15 protein-coding genes are annotated in these 20,676 nt (G+C 49.9%); 11 read left to right on the top strand and 4 right to left on the bottom strand.

The window, feature by feature from the left end:
• Nucleotides 1-169: 169 nt before the first annotated feature.
• A complete protein-coding gene (gene rsfS, locus Pan54_RS01040) occupies nucleotides 170-586 on the top strand; it encodes a ribosome silencing factor (protein WP_242631182.1) in 417 nt (138 codons plus the stop codon).
• A 7-nt stretch (nucleotides 587-593) separates the two neighbouring features.
• Here the strand turns inward: rsfS and Pan54_RS01045 are convergent, their stop codons facing one another.
• Together Pan54_RS01045 and Pan54_RS01050 are read right to left on the bottom strand one after the other, a co-directional pair.
• Complete coding sequence (locus Pan54_RS01045; protein WP_146501643.1) at nucleotides 594-1,232, bottom strand: hypothetical protein; 639 nt, start codon at nucleotides 1,230-1,232, stop codon at nucleotides 594-596.
• A 57-nt stretch (nucleotides 1,233-1,289) separates the two neighbouring features.
• Nucleotides 1,290-4,091: a VWA domain-containing protein gene (locus Pan54_RS01050; protein ID WP_146501644.1), complete on the bottom strand. Its 2,802-nt coding sequence runs from the start codon at nucleotides 4,089-4,091 to the stop codon at nucleotides 1,290-1,292.
• 291 nt (nucleotides 4,092-4,382) lie between these two features.
• On the opposite strand from Pan54_RS01050, the gene Pan54_RS01055 reads away from it, so the two are divergent.
• A complete protein-coding gene (locus Pan54_RS01055) occupies nucleotides 4,383-7,496 on the top strand; it encodes a DUF1553 domain-containing protein (RefSeq protein ID WP_146501645.1) in 3,114 nt (1,037 codons plus the stop codon).
• Nucleotides 7,497-7,602: 106 nt separating this feature from the next.
• Entirely contained in the window at nucleotides 7,603-9,072 is a 1,470-nt protein-coding gene (locus tag Pan54_RS01060; protein ID WP_146501646.1) for a DUF1501 domain-containing protein, read from the top strand.
• Between the two features lie 17 nt (nucleotides 9,073-9,089).
• On the opposite strand, the gene Pan54_RS01065 is transcribed toward Pan54_RS01060, so the two are convergent.
• Entirely contained in the window at nucleotides 9,090-9,890 is an 801-nt protein-coding gene (locus Pan54_RS01065; RefSeq protein ID WP_146501647.1) for a Nif3-like dinuclear metal center hexameric protein, read from the bottom strand.
• Nucleotides 9,891-10,066: 176 nt separating this feature from the next.
• On the opposite strand from Pan54_RS01065, the gene Pan54_RS01070 reads away from it, so the two are divergent.
• From Pan54_RS01070 to Pan54_RS01080, 3 genes are all read left to right on the top strand, one after another.
• On the top strand, nucleotides 10,067-12,889 hold the full coding sequence (locus Pan54_RS01070; RefSeq protein ID WP_146501648.1) for a hybrid sensor histidine kinase/response regulator: 2,823 nt from the start codon (nucleotides 10,067-10,069) through the stop codon (nucleotides 12,887-12,889).
• A gap of 34 nt (nucleotides 12,890-12,923) precedes the next feature.
• Nucleotides 12,924-13,712 carry an SDR family NAD(P)-dependent oxidoreductase gene (locus Pan54_RS01075; protein WP_146501649.1) on the top strand — a complete coding sequence of 263 codons (789 nt, stop codon included), beginning with the start codon at nucleotides 12,924-12,926 and terminating at the stop codon, nucleotides 13,710-13,712.
• 217 nt (nucleotides 13,713-13,929) lie between these two features.
• Nucleotides 13,930-14,742, top strand: coding sequence for a glycerophosphodiester phosphodiesterase (locus Pan54_RS01080; RefSeq protein WP_146501651.1), 813 nt, complete (start codon nucleotides 13,930-13,932; stop codon nucleotides 14,740-14,742).
• Between the two features lie 26 nt (nucleotides 14,743-14,768).
• Here the strand turns inward: Pan54_RS01080 and mazG are convergent, their stop codons facing one another.
• The gene (gene mazG / locus Pan54_RS01085; protein WP_146501653.1) at nucleotides 14,769-15,683 is read right to left on the bottom strand and encodes a nucleoside triphosphate pyrophosphohydrolase; all 915 of its coding nucleotides are present in this window, start codon (nucleotides 15,681-15,683) and stop codon (nucleotides 14,769-14,771) included.
• 133 nt (nucleotides 15,684-15,816) lie between these two features.
• On the opposite strand from mazG, the gene Pan54_RS01090 reads away from it, so the two are divergent.
• The 5 genes from Pan54_RS01090 to murA all read left to right on the top strand — a co-directional run bounded on the left by Pan54_RS01090 (nucleotide 15,817) and on the right by murA (nucleotide 20,626).
• Nucleotides 15,817-16,332 carry a hypothetical protein gene (locus Pan54_RS01090; protein WP_146501655.1) on the top strand — a complete coding sequence of 172 codons (516 nt, stop codon included), beginning with the start codon at nucleotides 15,817-15,819 and terminating at the stop codon, nucleotides 16,330-16,332.
• 411 nt (nucleotides 16,333-16,743) lie between these two features.
• The gene (locus Pan54_RS01095) at nucleotides 16,744-17,007 is read left to right on the top strand and encodes a type B 50S ribosomal protein L31 (protein WP_146501657.1); all 264 of its coding nucleotides are present in this window, start codon (nucleotides 16,744-16,746) and stop codon (nucleotides 17,005-17,007) included.
• 213 nt (nucleotides 17,008-17,220) lie between these two features.
• The gene (gene prfA / locus Pan54_RS01100; protein WP_146501659.1) at nucleotides 17,221-18,288 is read left to right on the top strand and encodes a peptide chain release factor 1; all 1,068 of its coding nucleotides are present in this window, start codon (nucleotides 17,221-17,223) and stop codon (nucleotides 18,286-18,288) included.
• A 136-nt stretch (nucleotides 18,289-18,424) separates the two neighbouring features.
• Nucleotides 18,425-19,330, top strand: a complete 906-nt coding sequence (gene prmC / locus Pan54_RS01105; protein ID WP_146501660.1) for a peptide chain release factor N(5)-glutamine methyltransferase — start codon at nucleotides 18,425-18,427, stop codon at nucleotides 19,328-19,330.
• A gap of 21 nt (nucleotides 19,331-19,351) precedes the next feature.
• Nucleotides 19,352-20,626, top strand: a complete 1,275-nt coding sequence (murA, locus tag Pan54_RS01110) for a UDP-N-acetylglucosamine 1-carboxyvinyltransferase (protein ID WP_242631183.1) — start codon at nucleotides 19,352-19,354, stop codon at nucleotides 20,624-20,626.
• Nucleotides 20,627-20,676: the final 50 nt, after the last annotated feature.

A 20,676-nucleotide genomic window follows, 5' to 3' on the forward strand; every position in this document is an offset into this window, starting at 1 on the left:
CATACATCTCAAGCTGGATTCACTTATTTTGAGGGTCAACTGTATATTTCGACCACTTTTCCGGGTAGGATACCCTGAAACGAACGCAATCGACGAAATGTTGATTCTACTATTTTGGTATCTTGCGGAGTAACGAGCGATTTCTGATTTGCACGAACAAACTGAGACTGTGATTGATCAATCTGAAGCGACAACCATTTTCGAGCGCAGCCCGGAACAGCTGGCCAAGTCGCTTGATCTGGCATGCCAGTGCGCGAAGATTGCCGATGAACTCAAAGGCAGCGACATTGTTGTTCTTGATCTCACAAAACTGACTCCGGAATTCGATTACTTTGTGATTGCGACCGGAAACAGTCGACGACAGCTGCACGCCATCGTGGAAGAAGCTGATACGTTGCTGGAAAAATCAGGTTCCAATCGGATCAGCCTTGAAGGTTACTCCGGCAATAACTGGATCCTGCAGGACTACGGCGATATCGTGCTGCACGCTTTCGATCCGGAAAACCGCGAACTGTATGATCTCGAACGCCTCTGGGCCGATGCCACCCACGTCGACTGGCAAGCTCATCTGGCGAAGTCGAACTGATGAGTTGCTATTTTGGAATCATGATTTCGACTTCGGCGAATTGAAACGGGGAATTCTCGTAGGCTTCTGCCATGCATTTAAGAGTTTCCCAGCGGGTTCGATGCCAGGGATTTTCCAGCTTCGGCATATCTTCAGGAAGCTTCAGTAGCAAACTTTTCCGAACGACCATCGCCCGAATTTTTCTCGTCCTGACCGCTCCATCGGCTTCGTTGGTCAGACAGATTAAGAACTCCTGCTTCTCGACGGGCAGCCCTGCTTCTGCTGCGATCAGGCCAGCCGAGTATTTTTCTGAGATTTCATTGAGCACCCCGTTGAGAAAAAACCAGCTGTCGTTTTCAGGGATAGGGATAATTGGTTTTGTGGGGACGGTTTTATCCGCGTACTTGCGAATCGTGGCAGCTGCATGTTTGTTGAGAAAAATTTCCTCGCCATCTTTCTCGATGAGCGTGCGAATCCGTAATGTGCCTGCTTCGATATAGGTCAGCGAAATATTGAGGCGATCGAGAAATTCCCGCTTCGTCCAGTTCCTGCGTTCGCGGCGACGACCGATATACCATCCGACAATCATGAACCCTGCTGCGGTAGCCAGTTTGACCCAATGATCATTGAGTTGCTCGGTGATCGCCTCGATCAATTCCTTCCACATGGTGATCCTCTAAGATGTCTGAATAATTTCGTATTCTTCAAATTGTTGTTATAGGAACTAATCGCGGCGGCGGCGGGCGCGTTCTTTGGCTTGAGCAAAGATGTCGACTTTCGGTTTTGTTTCCTGAGGGGCAGGCTCGACCGTCTTGGTTGACTTTTTAGCGAATTCTGGCTTCTCGGAAACAGATTTCTTTTTCGCTGTTGGCTGGGGCCGAGATTGAGGGCCACGATATTTGGGAGTCGCAACCGGCTCTTGTTCCGCAGCTGCGGAGCGTTGAAACAAATCGCCCCAGAGAGCCAGCCGGCGTCCCGCAATTTCCATAATGATTAACACCAGAGTGATGATGAGCAGGTGCGGAACCAGTGAAACTTTCTTTGGACTGCGAGGTGGATTATCGAAAATACTCAGGACTTCGGTTCTCTGTTCGCCACCTGTCAAAGTTGCCAGTTCTGCAAGAACTTTTTTGCCGCTCGGCAAGCCAGGGCGTGGTGCGAACTCGGGTGAATAGGGCAGCGACAATGCAGGACCCCTCTGAAATTCGCGACTGCTGGTTTTGACGAGTGTGCGATAGGTTCCCATCGTTTCCATGCGGAAACGAGCCTGCAATGTGTCTGGACCGACCCAGGTAAATTCAGGCGTGAAGGTTTCGGTTCGTTCATCCCCGGGAGGCACAACGATCATTTCCGGGATTTCATTGCCGCCACGATTAGGGCGATTGGGATCAAGTTCAATTGTCGCGACAGCATCCTGTCCATCCCGATCCACTGTGACGAAAACATCTTCAGGAGATTCTCCACCCAGTAACCAGCGGGCATGCGTGATGAGGAAATCGGGATACTCCTCCCAAGAACTCAAGCCGCCCGAAAACTGGCCATCGACTTCCACAGTTAGCGCAGCCACCCGGCCCACCCCTCGATACCAAAAGGCTGAGAAAGGAGCCGCATATTCATCCTGGGACACGACACCCATTGTGGCATCGGGCTTGAGATAACTCAGGTTATAGCCATCGACGTTCGGGAAGGGGGAACTGCCCCAGTCGCCAATGAGCCGGGAGTCGGTCAGTTGTTGTCCACCGATCCCGGCTGGTTGCGTTTCAGGATCTTTCTCGATGAAACTGCTGCGGGCGACCGACATCGTTTCTTCTGTGAAAAGTCGCGGAAGCTCGGCGGCGTCGTTCGTGAACATGATGTTCCCGCTGCCGAGTTTGGCGATATCTTCCAGAAGCTTGGCGTCCGGGTCGGAGGTTTGTCCGAGACCGATCACGCTGACGGTAATTCCTGCCCCCTCAAAACTTTTCAAAAGCGATTTATAACTTCCCGGCTCTTCACTGTCGGCGGCATCCGAAAAGAGAATGATATGTTTCGTTGATTGTTCGGCCTTGACAAGTTCATCGCCAGCGGCGACGAGAGCTTCGTAGACGAAAATCCCTCCGCCCATACTTTCGATGCCGAGGACCTGATTGGCGATCGCTTCCGGATTATCGACATTCTTGAGTGGCACAATGCGATGCGGCGTACTGTCGACTGCAATGACGGCCACACTGTCCCCGGGTGAAAGCAGACGGATACATTCGGCTGTGCCGAGATTGGCGAGATCCATTTTTGTTTTTCCGCCGGAGACGGGAGCCATCATCGAACCGGAACGGTCGAGAGCGATGGCCAGAGCGAGTCGATTTTTTCGATGCTCTTCTCGCATTTCCATCGAAACGGGAAGAATTTCATCGAGTGGACTGTTGAAGTAACCACCGACTCCGAAACTGCGTTGACCGCCGGTGATCAACATCCCGCCACCAAGATCTTCAACGTACTGTGCGAGCAGTTCCATCTTCTTGCGTCCAAAATCCCGGGCGGGAACATTTTCCAGGATAACCGCTCGATAGGGATCGAGAGTATCCTGACTGAGCGGGAATTCCTGAGCATTGGCGACGTCGACATCAATTCGCCCGGCTCGTAATGCCTGAACGAGATTGCCAGCCTGACCATCGGAATTCAGCACCAGTAGACGTGGCCCGGCATCGACTCGCAATCCTCCTTCGCCACGATTGTTCTCGATGATTGGATCCCCATCCAGAACCAACTCGGCTTCATAATTGACGAAGCCGGGGGCATCGACAATGTCGCGAAATAGAAATCGGTTTCTCCCGAGATCAAACGAGCGTTCCGCAGTCGCGATGACTTGTCCATTGCGTTTGATGACGAGTGTCCCATCGGCAATTTGATCGGCCTGCACAAACACCGAAAACTGAAACGGTTCGCGAGGCGAAACTTTTTCCGGCAGGTTCACGGATTCAACCGCGATATCGCCCACACGGAGACGATCATAAAGTCGGTAATCGATCGGCACATTGGCTTCGCGTGCTAACCGGGCAGCGGAGGAAGGATCGAGACCGTTGGCTTCGCCGTCGGAAAGCACGAGGATGCGCGTCGGACGTTTATCATCGGAGATATTCACTGCAGACTGAACAGCTGCGTTCAAATCGCTGCCATCGATATTGAGTGGTTTTGAATATTCTTTGAATAAGGCATTGGCGGAGGGAACCCGTTCGATTTGAGCGGTCGATCCAAATGTGATCAGAGCGACGCGATCGCCATGGCTGCGGTTGCGTTCCAGATTATTGAGCAGTTCGACAACACTTCGTTGAGATTCCGGCGACATCGAGCGGGAACGGTCGGCGACAACAATAACATCAAGTCCTTCACCACCCAGATTATAAAGCGGTCCGGCAACCGCCAGAATCAGGAGTGCGGCTATGAAGCCCCGAATCACTGACGTCGCTTTGCCGTATCGACCGTATCGCCAGAAGACGAATGCGAGCGGGAATGCGATCAGGAGCAGTTCAGGAAAATAAAATTCGATCATAACAACTGAATTCACGCGGCAAGAGGTGACGTAGGTGCGGGAGAATTCTCAAATTTTATTGTATGCACGTCCGGCATCGAAAAACCAGTTGGCAGGTATATTTGGAGTAGAAACTCCTGAAGACATTCTCATACAGCACAGGATGCCTGTCCAAAAGAATTGAGTGGAATTCAAGTTTTTCTGTTCATTTCATCAGATGATGTTGATATGATATCAGTCTACGATTTTCCCACCTGCAATCTCGCTGACTTCCCAAGATGAGAACTCAGTAAATCTACAAGAGAGTGGCCGATGAATATCTTACTCCGTAGAAACTGCCTGTTTGCTTTTCTTTTTACGTCGTTGTTTCTGATCAATTTCGACATCACGCTTGCTGCCGGGAAAATTGATTTTAATCAGCAGATTGCTCCGCTGCTTTCGGAGAACTGCTATGCGTGCCATGGCCGGGATGCGGAGCATCGCGAAGCGGAGTTACGGCTCGATGTTTCGGCGGAAGCAATTGCGATCAGAGAAAATGGAGCGGCGATTGTGCCGGGGAAGCCGAAGGAGAGTTTGATATGGCAACGGATTGTGAGCGAGGATGAATATGAAATCATGCCTCCGCCCGATTCGCACAAGAAACTGACAGCTGAGCAGAAGGAACTGATTCGTAAGTGGATTGAGCAGGGAGCCGAGTACAAAGAGCATTGGTCGTTCGTCGCTCCGCAAAAGCCGAAAGTGCCTGAGACATCATTCACGAATCCGATTGATGCGTTTCTGGAAGTGAAGCGTCAGGAACTGGGATTGCCTCACAATGAACGAGCCGACCGTCGCACGTTGATTCGTCGGGTGACTCTCGATTTGACGGGGCTGCCTCCGACGCTGGAAGAAGTTCGCGAGTTTGTCGTCGATGAGTCTGACGATGCTTACGAAAAACTGGTCGATCAATTATTGAGTCGTCCGACATATGGCGAGAACATGGCTCGCCCCTGGCTCGATCTGGCCCGCTATGCCGACACGCATGGATTGCATCTGGACAATAAGCGGTCGATGTGGCCTTATCGGGACTGGGTGGTGCGGGCGTTAAATGAGAATCTACCGTTTGATGAATTTACCCGCTGGCAACTGGCGGGGGATTTATTACCGAATGCGACGCGAGATCAACAGATCGCCTCCGGTTTCAATCGCTGCAATGTGACCACTAGTGAAGGTGGCAGTATCAATGAAGAGTGGGTCTTCCGCTATGCGGTCGACCGAACGACAACCACAGCCGAAGTCTGGATGGGAATGACGGCTGGATGTGCGGTCTGTCATGATCACAAATTCGATCCTCTCTCCGCCAAAGAATATTACTCGCTGTACGCGTTTTTCCATAGCGCGGCTGATCCGGCGATGGACGGAAATAAAATTGATACCCCACCAGTTTTGAAACTGTATTCGCCGGAAGACAAAGCTCAGATTGCAGATCTGCAGGCACAGCTGACAGAGGTCGAGAGCCAACTCAAAACAGCGATCACAGAACTGGCATATCTCGATCCGGCAACATTGGATCCTGCACCGACACCGGAAGAAACGGAAACGGTCTGGTTTGAAGATGGCTTCCCGAATGGCACCAGCCCGCAAAATTCAGGTGGTCCACTGAAGTTGATTACTGCGGAAGAAGGTCCGGTTTTCAGTGGCGACCAGGCACTGCAACGAACCGCTACCGGTCTGGCACAAGATTTTTTCAGTGGGGGAGCGGAATTTATTGTTCCTGAGAATGGCAAATTCTTCGTTAACTGTTTTCTCGATCCCGAAAATACACCCGAGACTGTAATGATTCAGTTTCACACGGATGGCTGGAAACATCGCGCAGTGTGGGGAGCCGAGGAAAAGATTCCCTTTGGAGCCGCAAACACCACCGAAAAAGTTTTGATGGGTGAATTGCCAACAGTCGGAAGCTGGGCGCGGCTGGAAGTTGAGGCTGAGAAGATGGGACTGAAAGCAGGCGATAAAGTCATCGGCTACGCCTTCACACAGTTTGCCGGGACAGTCACTTGGGATCGCATGGGAGTGATTTCACGAGTCGATAAAGCGAAAGATCCAAACTGGTCATATACGGTTTGGAAAGAACAGAATCAGGGAAAAAGAAATAACGATTTGCCGGAAGGTTTGCGACAGACGGTTCGCGGCAAACAACCTAAAGACTGGTCTGAAAAAGAAGCTGAACAGATTCATCAGTTCTGGCTGGAGAATTTCTATTCCGGTCTGGATGAATCTATCGTTGCGTTAAAAACTCGCAAATCAACGGTTTCAACTGAAATTGAAAAGATTGAGAAAGATGTGCCGGTCACGTTTATCATGGCTGATATGCCGAAAACTCGTGACAGTTTTGTAATGATCCGCGGTGCTTACGATAAACCAGGCGAACAAGTGACTCGCAATGTCCCTGCCTTTCTGCCGGCTCTGCCAGTAAAGGAAGAGGGACAGGAATATGACCGTTTAGACCTGGCGAACTGGCTGGTGAGTGGTTCGCATCCGCTGACAGGTCGAGTGACCGTGAATCGATTCTGGCAGAAGTTCTTCGGTATCGGGCTCGTAAAAACGAGTGCGGACTTTGGTCTGCAGGGAGAACCGCCGAGTCATCCCGAACTGCTCGACTGGCTGGCTGTTCAATTCGTGGAACAGGGCTGGGATATGAAGGAGTTGATCAAGTTGATTGTGACCAGTGAAGCTTATTGCCAGAGTTCGGCAGTCACGCCGAAACTGCTGGAGCAGGATCCTGAGAACCGATATCTGGCACGAGGTCCACGCCTGCGACTGGATGCCGAAGTGATGCGAGATCAGGCATTGTTCCTCAGTGGCTTGCTGGTGCAGAAAATGGGTGGAGAAGGGGTGAATCCTTACCAGCCCCCGAATATCTGGGAACCAGTCGCGTTTGGAGGAAGTAACACTAGGAATTACCAACAAAGCACAGGGGAGAATTTGTATCGCAGGAGCCTCTACACATTCCTCAAGCGGACTGCTCCTCCACCATTCATGTCGACCTTTGATGGACCGAGTCGCGAGCAGAGTTGTTCACGACGGGAGCGGACAAACACACCACTGCAGGCGTTGCAGTTGATGAACGATATCCAATACTTCGAAGCGGCCCGTGGATTTGCCGAGCGTATGCTGAGTGAAGGTGGAGAAACTCCGGATAAACGGATCGCCTGGGCTTTTGAAGTGGCGACGTCTCGACAGCCGACAGCTGAGGAGAGCCAGTTGATTCAAGACGTACTGAAAGATTATGAGGGGCGTTATCAAGCCGATACGAAAGCGGCTCAGGAAGCGATTACTGTCGGGGAGAGCAAGCCGTCCGAGAAATATGCTCCTGCAGAATTGGCTGCTTATACGTTGGCTGCGAATTTGATACTGAATCTGGATGAAGTGATTAATAAGAATTGACCTGTCATCTTAGAAAATACCCGCATTGCATGCTTGCCCTGCTTCGCGATGCAAGCATGGCACCGAAGTTAGCACTGATTTGATATTGAATGTGAAGAGGTGAACTATGAAACCAGCGATTGATTACCACAGACTGGCTCAGCGACGGCAGTTTTTTGCTTCGAGTGGATTGAGTCTGGGTGGGATGGCTTACGCAATGTTATCAGGAGCGGGAACATCGCAGGCAATTGCGGCTTCGAGAGAACAGGTCAATCCTCCGTTGCCGGGGTTGCCGCATTTTGCACCGAAGGCAAAACGGCTGATCTATCTGCACATGAACGGGGCTCCGTCTCAGTTGGATCTGTTCGATTACAAGCCGGGCTTGCAGGACCATTACGATCAGGAATTGCCGGATTCAGTCCGCAACGGTCAACGCATTACCACGATGACGAGCGGACAATCCCGGTTCCCGGTCGCGCCAAGTAAGTTCGCCTTTAAGCCGTGTGGGCAAAGCGGCATCCTGATGAGCGAACTCGTCCCTTATATGCAGGAGATCGCCGATGAGATCACGATGATTAAATCGGTACACACCGAAGCCATTAACCACGATCCGGCTTGTACGTTCGTGATGACCGGCAGCGAGATTCCAGGCAAGCCGAGCTTGGGTTCCTGGCTCAGTTATGGGCTGGGAAGTGAAAGTAACGAGTTACCGGCATTTGTGGTGTTTACGCCAACTTTTCCGGCTGGAAGTCAGGCCCAGGCGTTGTTTACACGCATGTGGAGCAGCGGATTTCTGCCGACTTCTCACAATGGTGTCGCATTAAGAGGAACGGGGGATCCTGTTTTGTTCATTCGTAACCCGCCAGGTGTAACGGGCGAGGATCGTCGAAAAATGCTTGATGCGCTCGGGCAACTCAATCAGAAGACTTATGAACGTCTGGGCGATCCCGAAACGCAAACGCGAATCGCTCAGTACGAAATGGCGTTTCGCATGCAGACGAGCGTGCCCGATCTGACCGACCTGAGCAGTGAATCGAAAGAAACGCTCGAAATGTACGGGCCCAATGTTGAGAAGATGGGAACGTATGCTTCAAGTGCGATCCTGGCTCGTCGTCTCATTGAACGGGGAACGCGTGTCGTGCAGATTCTGCATCGGGGTTGGGATCAGCACAACAACTTACCGAAGCTGATTAAAAATCAATCTGAAGATGTCGACCAGCCAACGGCAGCCTTGATCAAAGATTTGAAACAACGGGGACTGCTTGAAGATACGCTCGTCGTATTCGGTGGTGAGTTCGGAAGAACGGTTTATTCTCAAGGGACACTCACCAAAGAGAATTACGGCCGCGATCATCATCCGCGAAACTTCTGCATGTGGATGGCAGGTGGAGGTGTTCGCAAAGGGATGACATACGGTCAGACGGATGATTTCAGCTATAACATCACTGAAAATCCAGTACACCTGAACGATTTGAACGCCACGATACTGCATTGTATGGGGATTGATGATCGCAAACTGAGCTATCGTTTCCAGGGACTGGATCAGCGTTTGACAGGTGTCGAGGCTCCTACGGTGGTGAAGGAAATTCTCAGTTAATTTATTAGATGCCTGTCCTACAGGAGATTGATCGGGTCAGATTCGATCTGGCTGGCAAAGCAATGAATTTGGGGAAATTCATTTTGAAGTATTTTCGCCAGTTTTTCGCAGGCAAAACGTTCCGAGTGAAAATGTCCAACGAGAACGAGTGCGATTCCCCGCTGACGAGCTTCCAGACAGGCATGGAAACGAGCTTCTCCCGTGACGAGAACCTGACAACCCTGTGTCTGAGCCTGTTTCATGTACTCAGCAGCAGCTCCACAGGCGATTCCGGCTTTGGAGATTTTGGCATCTAACTGGCCGACAAATTGGACAGGCTCGATGCTCAGTAATGATTTGATCTGCAAAATAAAGTCCTGAAGGAGCATTGGGGGCGTCAATGTGCCCATGCGGCCTGACCCCAATCCGGTACCAGCTAGTTCCTGATCTGCGGATGACTGCAGTGGCAGGCAATTCTGCAATTTCAGCCGTTCGCACCATTGCTGATTGATTCCCCGAGCAGCACTGTCAAAAGCGGTATGTGGCGAATACACAGCAATATTATTCCTCGCCAGATCGAGTAGCATTGCACCTTCGGACGTCTCTGTGGTGATCCGTTGAACGGCACGGAACAGGATCGGATGATGTGTGACGATCAGGCCAACATTCTTTTCGATGGCTTCAGTCGCTACGTCTGGAGTCAGTGTCAGGCAGGTCATGACCGAAGAAATATCCTGCTCACTTTTCCCCAGAAGCAGGCCGACATTGTCCCAATCCTCAGCCAGTTCAAGAGGGGCAAACGTCTGTAAATACTGCAGAATAAGATCGCAAGATGTCATGAAAGTTCCCAGAGCGTTCGAGAGGCAAGAATGTAATCTTTCTCACTTTAGGTCAGTTGGGCAAAAATCTTCAAGGCAATGTATGGAAGTCTTTCAGAGGAAGCTTACAATATTAAAAAATGTTCACCGCCACCTTACTATATCTATACAAACTGTAACTTTTGGTAACCCGCTTTATGTTGCAAGGATTGCTGAAGCTCTTTGACACAACAGGTTTTCCGCCACGCTGGTATTGCGGTCCTATGTGGGTGCAGGAGCCAATCTGGGGATGGATGCACATCATTTCTGATGCGGCGATCTGGGGTGCCTACATGGCAATTCCTCTAGTGCTTTTTTATTTCCTGCGCCGTCGAAAAGATCTCCCGCAGCCTCGTATCATCGTGCTGTTTGGGGCTTTCATTTTATGCTGTGGATTTACTCATCTGATAGATGCGTTGATTTTTGAATGGCCAATTTATCGACTCGCGGGTTTGATGAAACTCATCACAGCTGTTGTTTCCTGGCTTACAGTATTTGCTTTAATACCAATAATCCCGCCGATTCTTGCGTTTCGCAGTCCAACTCAACTCGAAAATATTATTTCCGAGCGAACTCAGGAATTGCAGAAACTGACTCAGGAACTGCAAAGGCAAGTCGAAACTCACAACCAGATCTCTCTGGAACTCGAAAAGGAGAAAGAAAAACTCCAGCTGGTTTTGGAAGCTGGAGGAATGGGGACCTGGAATTGGGATTTAAAGAGTGGCTACATCAACCTGGATGATTTTGAACAGGGATTATTAGGTCTTGGAAAAGAAAACGGCATCATTCGGATCGAAGAATTTATGGAGTATGTTCACCCGAATGATGTCCATGAGTTAAACAATGCCCTGCAGGTTACTTCTGAAGAAGGTAAAGAATACAATCACGAATTCCGCTTTAAAAACTCAGAATCCGATTATCGCTGGCTGGCCGGGCGGGGAGGGATCGTTCACGCAGAATCTGGTGAAGTGACTCATATGTATGGTGTCAATTTCGACATCACAGCTCGCAAGAATGCAGAAAATCAGATCGCTAAAAATGAGCAGAAACTCCAGCGAATTCTGGGCAGTCTGACCAGTTTTGTTGGTGTTCTCGACATTGAAGGTCATCTGACAAACATCAACCGTTTTGCGACCGAGCATATGCAGGTGCAGGACGATGACGTCCTCGGACAATTTCTGTGGGATTGCCCCTGGTGGTCGCAGGACCAGGAAGCTCGAAAGCAACTCAAACAGGCCGTCAAGGATGTTGGAAAAGATAAAAAAATACGCTTTGATATCGAAGCGAGAATCTCAGATGAAGAAACGATTTCTCTCGATTTCAGTCTGGTACCTGTTTATGACATTCAGGGAAATGTGAAATCTCTGGTCGCTTCCGGGATCGATATTACTTCCCGCAAGCAAGTCGAAGAAACTCTTCGGCTGCATACCAGAGCAATCGAATTTGCTAAGAACGGGATTCTTATTACCGATGCGCAACATGAGGATGATCCGATTATTTATTGCAATGCCGCTTTTGAAGCATTGACGGGATATCCAATTGAGGAAGCGCTCGGAAAGAATTGCCGATTCCTTCAGGGGCCGGAAACCGATCCCGCCAAGGTACAAGAGCTACGCCAGGCCATTGAAAACCGTGTCGAATGTCAAGTCACGATGCTAAATTATCGCAAGGATGGAACTCCATTCTGGAATGATCTGCAAATTTCTCCTGTGGTGGATACCAGTGGAAACACGACTCATTATATTGGCGTCCAAGCCGATGCCAGTGAGCGCATGCGATATGAGCAATCACTGATTCAGGCCCGTCAGGCTGCCGATCAGGCGAATCAGGCCAAGAGTAATTTTCTGGCAAACATGAGTCATGAAATTCGCACCCCGATGACTTCCATTCTCGGTTGTGCGGATCTGCTGTTTCAACAAATCGACGAACACTCCTCTAAGGAAGTTGTTCGAGTCATTCGAGAACAGGGCCAAATGCTTCTGGGAATCCTCAACGATATTCTCGACCTCTCTAAAATTGAAGCGGGAAAACTTGAACTCCAGAAGTCCCCCAGTCAAATTTCGAGGATTATCGATTCGGTGATTTCTCTGATGCAACCAATTGCAATCGAAAAGCAGTTAGAAATGAGCGTTCACTATTTGACAAAAATCCCCAATTTCGCCTTGATCGATCCTTTGCGAGTCAGGCAGATTTTGATGAATCTGGTCAATAACGCCATCAAATTTACAGATCAAGGAACAGTTCGTCTCGAAGTGGTTTGTGAGGAAAAGGGGAATTTTCTAGAGTTGTGTATTCACGTCGTTGATACCGGTGTGGGAATTGAGCAGGAAAATTTGAATCAGATTTTTGAAGCTTTTACTCAGAATTATCGCACTTTGAATAAATCGAGATCGGGAACGGGTTTGGGGCTCACGATTTGTCAGCATCTCTCTAAAATGATGGGAGGAGAAATTCTGGCTGAAAGTCAAATTGATTCCGGCAGCCGTTTCACATTGAAGCTCCCTTTAGAAAAGACTCCAGAAATGACGCAGGTTGACCCCGATTCTCTGGATAGAGAATTAAACCCGCATGATCTGCACCAGATTTCAGATGCGAAAATTCCTGCTCGCGTCTTAATCGCTGAGGATTCACGCGGAATTCAATTCCTGCTGACACGTCTGCTGGAAAAGAAAGTGAAATACGTTGAAGTGGTCGAGAACGGACAACTTGCGATTGAAGCTGTCGAACGTGCTCAGGCGGAAGAAAATCCTTTTGACATGATCCTCATGGATATGCAAATGCCAGTGATGAACGGACATGATGCAACACGTAAACTGCGATCCCTGGACTTTCAGAAACCCATAATTGCATTAACCGCAGAAGCGATGGCCGGTGATCGTGAAAGTTGCCTCCGGGCCGGCTGCAGCGACTACCTGTCCAAACCGATCAGCATTGAAAGCCTGATCGAAATTTTGAATCGTTATCTCATCCCACAATCATAATAATCTCGATCTTCCTCTTTGTACATCGGATTCCATGAACTCAACACACAAACAAGCCTCAGATTCACCAGTCATCCTGATTACCGGAAGCGGAAAGCGGCGTGTCGGGAATGTGGTAGCCGAGCACTTTGCGACTCTCGGGTATCGGATCGCTTTACACTATCATTCCTCCCGGGAAGAGGCTCTTGGTTCTCGACAACGGCTTTTAAAAGAAGGAGCTGACTGCGAAATTTTCTCGGCTGATGTCTCCAATGAAGACCAGGTCAATGAAATGATACAGCATGTCCACTCACACTTCGGTGCTCTGGATGTGCTCGTGACAACCGCTTCGATCTGGTCAAAAACAGCCTGGGATGAAATCACTCCAGATCAGATTCGCAGAAACTTTGAGATCAACACACTCGGAACATTTTTATGTGCCCGGGCAGCTGGCAATTTGATGATCAATCAGCCAAAAGGTGGTTCAATCATTACGATTGGCGATTGGGCGATTGAGCGTCCCTATCTCGATCATGCCCCTTATTTTCTTTCCAAAGGTGCGATTCCAACTTTGACACGCGTCCTGGCAGTCGAGTTGGCCGAGCGGAACCCAAACATACGTGTCAATTGCATTCATCCCGGACCAGTAATGTTTCCACCAGAGACCACTGAAGCAGAGGCAGAGGAGTTAATTCAATCTACGCTGCTCAAGAAAGCAAATTGCCCGGAAATGGTAGCTCATGCCGTTGAAGGGTTTGTCAGGAATCAGTTCATTACTGGAACATGTCTGCCCGTCGATGGCGGCCGAAGTATGCATGCACCCTCCGAAAAACGTCGCCAGTAACCAATCCGTACCATGTTGTGGCAGAGATCCCCGAATCAGCGGTGACTTCCCTGAGGGGCTTGAATCTGCCCGGTTTTGCATTTTGCAGTCCGACTAGCCCCATTTGATTCCGTCTCTCCAAACTCCAAAATTAACTTTGTTGGAGATGATTACCTCGATAGTATTGGTTTGCAGACTTCAAAGCTCCAAGTCCACAATCATAGAAATGAGTTTCAGAATGAGAATTGTTATTCCGGCATTCCTGATGCTGTTCTTCCTGTCTGCACCTGTATTGGCTCAAAAAATTGTGGCACATCGAGGAGCGTCTTTCGATGCTCCCGAAAACACACTGGCCGCATTCAAGCTTGCCTGGAAAATGGATGCCGATGCGATTGAAGGCGATTTTTACCTGACTGCGGATCAGAAAATTGTCTGCATTCACGATAAGTCTACAAAACGGACTGCCGCAGTTGAGAGGGAGATTGCAACATCAACTTACGAGGAACTCAAATCTATCGATGTCGGTTCCTGGAAAAGCCCGGAGTTTGCCGAGGAGCGAATTGCGACCCTGGAGCAAGTTCTCCAAATCGTCCCCGCTGGCAAAAACTTCCTGATTGAAATCAAATGCGGCTCTGAAATTGTGCCGATGCTCACGAGAATCCTCAATCAAAAAATTCTGCCTTTCTCCCAGATCCGCATCATCTGCTTCGATGCCGAAGTCATCGCCGCTTGCAAGAAATCTCTGCCAGAGATCAAAGCCTTCTGGCTGACTTCATTTCGTCAGGATAAGAGAACAGGAAAATGGTCTCCATCTGTTGATGAGGTGCTGCAGACTCTCAAACGGATCAAAGCCGACGGACTCGACTCCAGAGCCGAACGGGAAGTCGTAACTGCAGAGTTTGTCACGCAGGTGAAAAATGCGGGATATGAATTCCATATCTGGACGGTGAACGACCCCCAAGAGGCCGACCATTTTTCAGAACTGGGCGTCGATTCCATCACGACCGATCGCCCCGATTTGCTTAGTAGAGTTCTCGAAACTGCTGAATAAATTTCATCGCAGCTAAGAGGACCTTCTTAAGAATTCTGCTGCTTTTCCCGCAGTTTCTCGGCCTGGTACTGCTCTTCCATTTCAATCAGCGTCGCCTCATCGACTGTTTTATTAACGCGAGCCAACCCGAGTTCGATGGCTCGAAAGCGGCGTTTGAACTTTGCATTAGTGCGACGGAGTGCTTCTTCCGGATTCAGTTTCCAGCGGCGGGCGATATTGGCCAGCACGAAGAGAACATCGCCTAATTCATCCTCAGCCCGTTGGCGTCGGGCCTCATCCTCCATTTTCTCATCGGGCGTATGCGTTGCTTCGATTGCGATTTCGGTGACTTCTGGATTCGTGTCTCCATAAAGTTCCTCGCGCAGTTCATTAAGTTCTTCATCGAGTTTGGCGAACAGCATATCGCGATGCGGGAAATCGTATCCGACTTTAGCCGCCTTTTCCTGGAGGCGAGCAGCCGCCATTAATGCCGGGAGGTCTTTAGGAAGGCCATCCAGTTTCGATTCTTTTTTCGGTTTGCCTTCTGTTTGCTTGATTCGTTCCCAAGTCACTTTCACCGCTTCAGCATCTTCGACATTTTCTGTGCTGAATACATGCGGATGACGGCGAATCATTTTTTCAGTGATAACCCGAACCACATCCACGATCGAGAATCGACCTTCATCAGCTCCGATTTGCGAATCGAGCATCACCTGCAGAAGCACATCTCCCAATTCTTCGACGATAGCCGTATCTTCACCTGAGTCGATCGCTTCGAGCAACTCGTAAGTCTCTTCCAGCGTGAAAGGTTTGATCGTTTCGAGCGTCTGCACCCGGTCCCATGGACAACCTTCCGGTGATCGCAGATGGGCAATCACTTCACACAGTCGCCAGAACTCGCTTTCCACCTGTTCGCGGTCAGGAGGTACGCCAGTTGTTTCTGGTTTGGGAGTAGAATTCATGCTGGATTCGCCTGATCGAAAAATGTTCGTAATCACATTGTGCCATGCAATTGATGATTTTTTAGCCGAATGCGACTATAATCAGTGATCGTTCACGAACACAATCGCCCCACTCAGAAACTGGAGTTTTTCAATGTGGAAATCAGCGCTGCGTTTCTCGTTTCTAATGATCGCAATTAGTATTGTCACACCGATTATTGCCGATGAGCCTGAAAAGATTGAACCGCCTCAATTGAATAAAGCCGAGCAGGCTTTTCAGGAACAGTTGAACAATGCCGTACTCGTCGGTTACTTCTCTATGGAATCTTCTAAAGAGGGACCGAATCGTCCGGAACGCTATGAAATCCGCCGCATTAATAAAGTGAGCGATTCGACCTGGATGTTTCAAACCCGTGTGAAATACGGTAGCGTCGATACCGTCGTCCCAATCCTCGTTCCTGTCAAATGGGCCGAGGATACCCCAATGGTCTCCCTGACCGACTTCACAATTCCCGGACTGGGAACCTTCACCTGCCGTGTCCTCTTTTACGGGGATCGCTATGCAGGAACCTGGCAGCATGGAAAAGAAGGGGGGCACATGTGGGGCAATATCGAAAAAGGCAAAGCCTCTGAACCAAACAGCAAACCGACGAGGCGACCTAAAGAGTAAGGATCTCGATTTGCGGCACTATATTAAATGATGAAGGGTGGCGGGGTATGAAGGTGCCACGGCTCTGTGAGCCGTGTTTATCCGTGTCATCAGAAAGTAAGAGGCTGGAAGAAATAAGATTGTCAAATGCACGGCTCACAGAGCCGTGGCACGACCAAATGAGTTTATCTTTTGGCTGTTTTAAATGTAACCCCAGCATTTGCAGCCACTTATGGAACACACTAACAGTTCACCCTTTGTGCTATTGAGATCGGAAAACACCAGCTTCTGTACGAAAAGCTGTCTCTGATAAGTTTCCAGCCGGATTCGCTTGTCACTCCCGGCCTGGCTGATTAGAATGCCCAATCAAATTTTGCGAATATCCCGGCTTCGGGATCTCAGTTGTGACCCGTTGCCTGTCAGGTAAAGACCATGAAAAAAGACATTCACCCAAAATATCAACCTGTTGTGTTTCTCGATTCCAGTTCTCAGGACAAATTCCTGATTCGCTCGACGATGACCTCCAAGGAAACCATCCAATGGGAAGATGGCAACGAATATCCGCTGATTAAAGTCGATATCAGCTCGTATTCTCACCCATTCTTCACTGGTCAGATGAAATACGTCGATACCGCAGGTCGTGTCGAAAAGTTCCAGAAGAAATACAACTGGGCCAAACGTGGCGAAAAATCGTAACCATTATCCTGCTCTTGTGTCTTCATAAAAACACACCAGCACGATACTGGTTTAGATTGCTTAGGCAGAACGCCGCAAATTTTAATGGTATGGATATGCTTTAGCTGAATTTCGAACTACCGATGCGGTGAGCCGCGTTTCTCACGATGTGAGATAACGCGGCCTTTGTGATAATCTGGTCAGCTCGAAAATCATTTATAAGGTGTCTCCATCATGTTTCCCAGCTTGGAAACGAAGTATCAGCGGTTTCTGGAATTGGAACGCAAACTCGTCGATCCTGAAATTCTTTCGGATCAGACGAAGCTCCTCGCTATTCAAAAAGAATACGGCGGCCTGAAAAAAGTGGCAGCCGTGGTCAAAGAGTATCATGCCCTTGTCGAAGACCTCGAAGCGGCTCAAATGATGCTCGACGAGGAAAAAGACCCGAAAGCCAAAGAGTATGCCCGCAAGGAACTCGAAGGCTACGAAGAAAAACTTGAAGAAATGCAGGTCACGCTTGAAGACCTGGCAACTTCGGGCGATTCCATCACACGTGGCGGTCTAATTCTCGAAATTCGTGCCGGCACCGGCGGCGACGAAGCCTCGCTCTTTGCAAATGATCTGTATGAGATGTACACTCGATTCATCGATGCTCGTGGCTGGAAGCGGGAAGTGCTCGATTTTCAACCGACCGAAATGGGCGGCATCAAAGAAGTGATCGTCGCAGTCTCCGGAGAAGGGGCCTTCCACGAACTGCAGTTCGAGAGCGGCGGACATCGCGTTCAGCGTGTTCCTGAAACCGAAACTCAGGGCCGAATTCACACCAGCGCTGCCACAGTCGCTGTACTGCCGGAAGCCGATGATGTCGAAATCGAAATCCGAGACGAAGACCTGCAGATCGATACTTATCGCGCCTCGGGACCGGGTGGTCAGAAGGTGAATAAGACGGAATCCGCGATTCGTATCACTCACATTCCGACTGAAACAGTCGTGACGTGTCAGGATGAGAAAAGCCAGCACAAAAACAAAGCCCGGGCGATGAAGGTACTGCGAAGTCGTATTCTGGAAGCACAAATCCAAAAAGAAGCGAACGAACGAGCCGAGCATCGACGGACATTAATCGGCACAGGAGATCGCAGCAGTCGCATTCGGACCTACAATTTCCCTCAGGGGCGCGTGACCGACCACCGTATCGGCTTGACTTTGCACAAACTGGATCAAATCATGCAGGGTGGACTGGATGAGTTGGTTTCCGGATTACTTGAGTTCGACCGCCAGGAACGTCTCAATAGCCAGAACTAATGAGGCTAACCAAGCACGATGGGTGGCTGGGGTCGAGCAACGCTCGCCCCCAGAAGTGATTAATCTGGGGGCTCACTTCGTTCGACCCCAGCCACCCAGATAATTTTTTTGTTCGTATAAAGTCAGGAGGACTTCTTTGGAATCGCCGCAGCCCAATAATCCGGTGGCGAATCCGCAGTCTACAGAGTGGACTGTGCAGAAAATCCTCACTTGGACGACCGAGCATCTTCGCAATAAGGGGATCGAATCTCCCCGGCTCGAAAGTGAAATCTTGCTCGCACATGCTCGCAAATGCGAGCGTATTCAACTCTATACAAACTTTGCTGAAGTCCTCAGTGAAGAAGTCCGCGCGAAAATGCGGGAGCTCGTCAAGCGCCGGGTGAATCGTGAACCGGTTGCTTATCTCGTTGGTAAGAAAGAGTTTTTCAGTCTCGACTTTCTCGTCAAGCCGGGAGTTTTCATACCGCGACCCGAGACCGAAGCTCTGGTCATGAAAAGTCAGGAAGCACTGGCGAATCGAAAGTCTGCTCATATTCTGGAACTCTGTTCCGGAAGTGGTTGCATCTCTGTTTCCCTGGCTAAACAGCTATTAGAAGCACAGATTACTGCTGTTGAACTCCACGATATCCCTTATCAGGCGACTCTGGCTAATGCCGATCGTCACAAAGTGAGTCAACGCGTGCAGGTTTTGCAGGGAAATCTGTTTCAGCCTTTGCCAGCCGGTGTTCAATTCGATTTACTGGTCAGCAATCCTCCCTATGTACGAGAGGATGAAATGGCCGAACTGGAGGCTGATGTCCGACATCACGAGCCCCGCGAAGCCTTGGTAGCCGGGGAAGATGGATTGGATATTGTCCGCAAAATTCTGGAACAGGCAGGAACGTATTTGAAACCGGGAGCACTTTGTCTGCTCGAAATGGACCCCGCTCAAACGCAGGCGGCGATAGAATATGCAAAGCAAATCGGAACCTGGAGTGAAGTGCACGGATTCGTCGATGATACCGGTCGAACACGATTTTTGTCTGCGAAATATCAACCTTAAGGCTGTAAGTCAAAAGGGTGAATGATGGATCAGCTCAAAATTCAGGGGGGATTGAAGCTCAAGGGAACTATCACCGTTTCCGGTGCCAAAAATGCGGCTCTTCCCATCATGGCGGCTTGTCTGGCCATTCCTGGGCGCACGATCCTCGAGAACATTCCCAAACTTCGCGATACCAACAGCATGATTCAGTTGCTTACGCAGCTCGATGTCAAAGTCGAACAGGCTAGTGACAATACGGTGACTCTGGAACCGCAGTCGAATCTAATCAGTCATGCTGATTACGATCTCGTTCGCACCATGCGGGCCAGTGTTTGTGTCTTGGGGCCACTACTTGCCAGTCGGGGAGAAGCGACGGTTTCTTTGCCGGGAGGCTGCAATATTGGACACCGGCCGATCGATCTGCATCTCAAAGGACTGGCTGCCTTAGGGGCAGAGATCTCAATTCAGCAAGGTTATGTTCATGCCAAAGCCCGAGAATTACGAGGGGCACGCATTTTTCTAGGCGGGCCTCAAGGCAGCACAGTCACAGGAACATGCAATGTGATGTCGGCTGCGGTGCTTGCCAAAGGGGAGACTATCATTGAAGCGGCTGCCTGTGAACCGGAAGTGGTCGATCTGGGAAATTTTCTGCAGGCTTCCGGGGCTCACATCGAAGGACTGGGCACACCGACCATAAAAATTCAAGGCGTTGAGGAACTTCAGGCGATCAAATACCGAGTGATTCCCGATCGCATCGAAGCGGCAACCTGGATGATGGCAGCGGCTATTACTCAGGGGGATGTCACTCTCGAATCTCTTCGAATCGATCATCTTTCCGCTCTGTTTGATGCTCTGCAGCGAGCAGGAATCGTTCCGGAAATTATGTCAGATTCCGTCCGAATTTCTGGCATCCATCAAATGCACCCTGCGGATATTGTTGCATTGCCCTATCCCAGTTTCCCGACCGATCTCCAGGCCCAGATGACTGCACTCATGACTCTGACAACGGGAATCAGTGTGGTGACAGATCGAGTTTTCCCGGATCGCTTCATGCATGCTGCTGAGTTGATGCGAATGGGAGCACGACTGCGACGCGATGGTTGTAGCGTAATTATTGATGGCGTCCCGACTTTGAGCGGTGCCCATGTGATGGCCTCCGACCTGCGCGCCTCGGCTGCCTTAATAATCGCCGCTCTTGCTGCGCAGGGAGAAACAATCATTCGCAGGATTTATCATCTCGAACGAGGATATGAAAATCTGACCGGAAAACTGATGAGTCTGGGGGCGGATGTGGAACGAATGAAGGAGCCAAAGTGATCAAATTCGAGGAATTCGGCGACCTCTCCGCAAGATTTCCTGCCCGCTCG

Origin of the sequence: Rubinisphaera italica, from assembly GCF_007859715.1 — a bacterium.
GTDB lineage: Bacteria > Planctomycetota > Planctomycetia > Planctomycetales > Planctomycetaceae > Rubinisphaera > Rubinisphaera italica.

Bases quoted from the DNA above. Each gene is read 5' to 3' on its own strand.
- Pan54_RS01080 (WP_146501651.1), top strand. From the start codon at position 13,930: ATGAGAATTGTTATTCCGGCATTCCTGATGCTGTTCTTCCTGTCTGCA.
- Pan54_RS01055 (WP_146501645.1), top strand. From the start codon at position 4,383: ATGAATATCTTACTCCGTAGAAACTGCCTGTTTGCTTTTCTTTTTACG.
- Pan54_RS01075 (WP_146501649.1), top strand. From the start codon at position 12,924: ATGAACTCAACACACAAACAAGCCTCAGATTCACCAGTCATCCTGATT.
- Pan54_RS01050 (WP_146501644.1), bottom strand. From the start codon at position 4,091: ATGATCGAATTTTATTTTCCTGAACTGCTCCTGATCGCATTCCCGCTC.
- prfA (WP_146501659.1), top strand. From the start codon at position 17,221: ATGTTTCCCAGCTTGGAAACGAAGTATCAGCGGTTTCTGGAATTGGAA.
- mazG (WP_146501653.1), bottom strand. From the start codon at position 15,683: ATGAATTCTACTCCCAAACCAGAAACAACTGGCGTACCTCCTGACCGC.
- Pan54_RS01090 (WP_146501655.1), top strand. From the start codon at position 15,817: ATGTGGAAATCAGCGCTGCGTTTCTCGTTTCTAATGATCGCAATTAGT.
- Pan54_RS01045 (WP_146501643.1), bottom strand. From the start codon at position 1,232: ATGTGGAAGGAATTGATCGAGGCGATCACCGAGCAACTCAATGATCAT.
- Pan54_RS01095 (WP_146501657.1), top strand. From the start codon at position 16,744: ATGAAAAAAGACATTCACCCAAAATATCAACCTGTTGTGTTTCTCGAT.
- Pan54_RS01070 (WP_146501648.1), top strand. From the start codon at position 10,067: ATGTTGCAAGGATTGCTGAAGCTCTTTGACACAACAGGTTTTCCGCCA.
- murA (WP_242631183.1), top strand. From the start codon at position 19,352: ATGATGGATCAGCTCAAAATTCAGGGGGGATTGAAGCTCAAGGGAACT.
- Pan54_RS01065 (WP_146501647.1), bottom strand. From the start codon at position 9,890: ATGACATCTTGCGATCTTATTCTGCAGTATTTACAGACGTTTGCCCCT.
- Pan54_RS01060 (WP_146501646.1), top strand. From the start codon at position 7,603: ATGAAACCAGCGATTGATTACCACAGACTGGCTCAGCGACGGCAGTTT.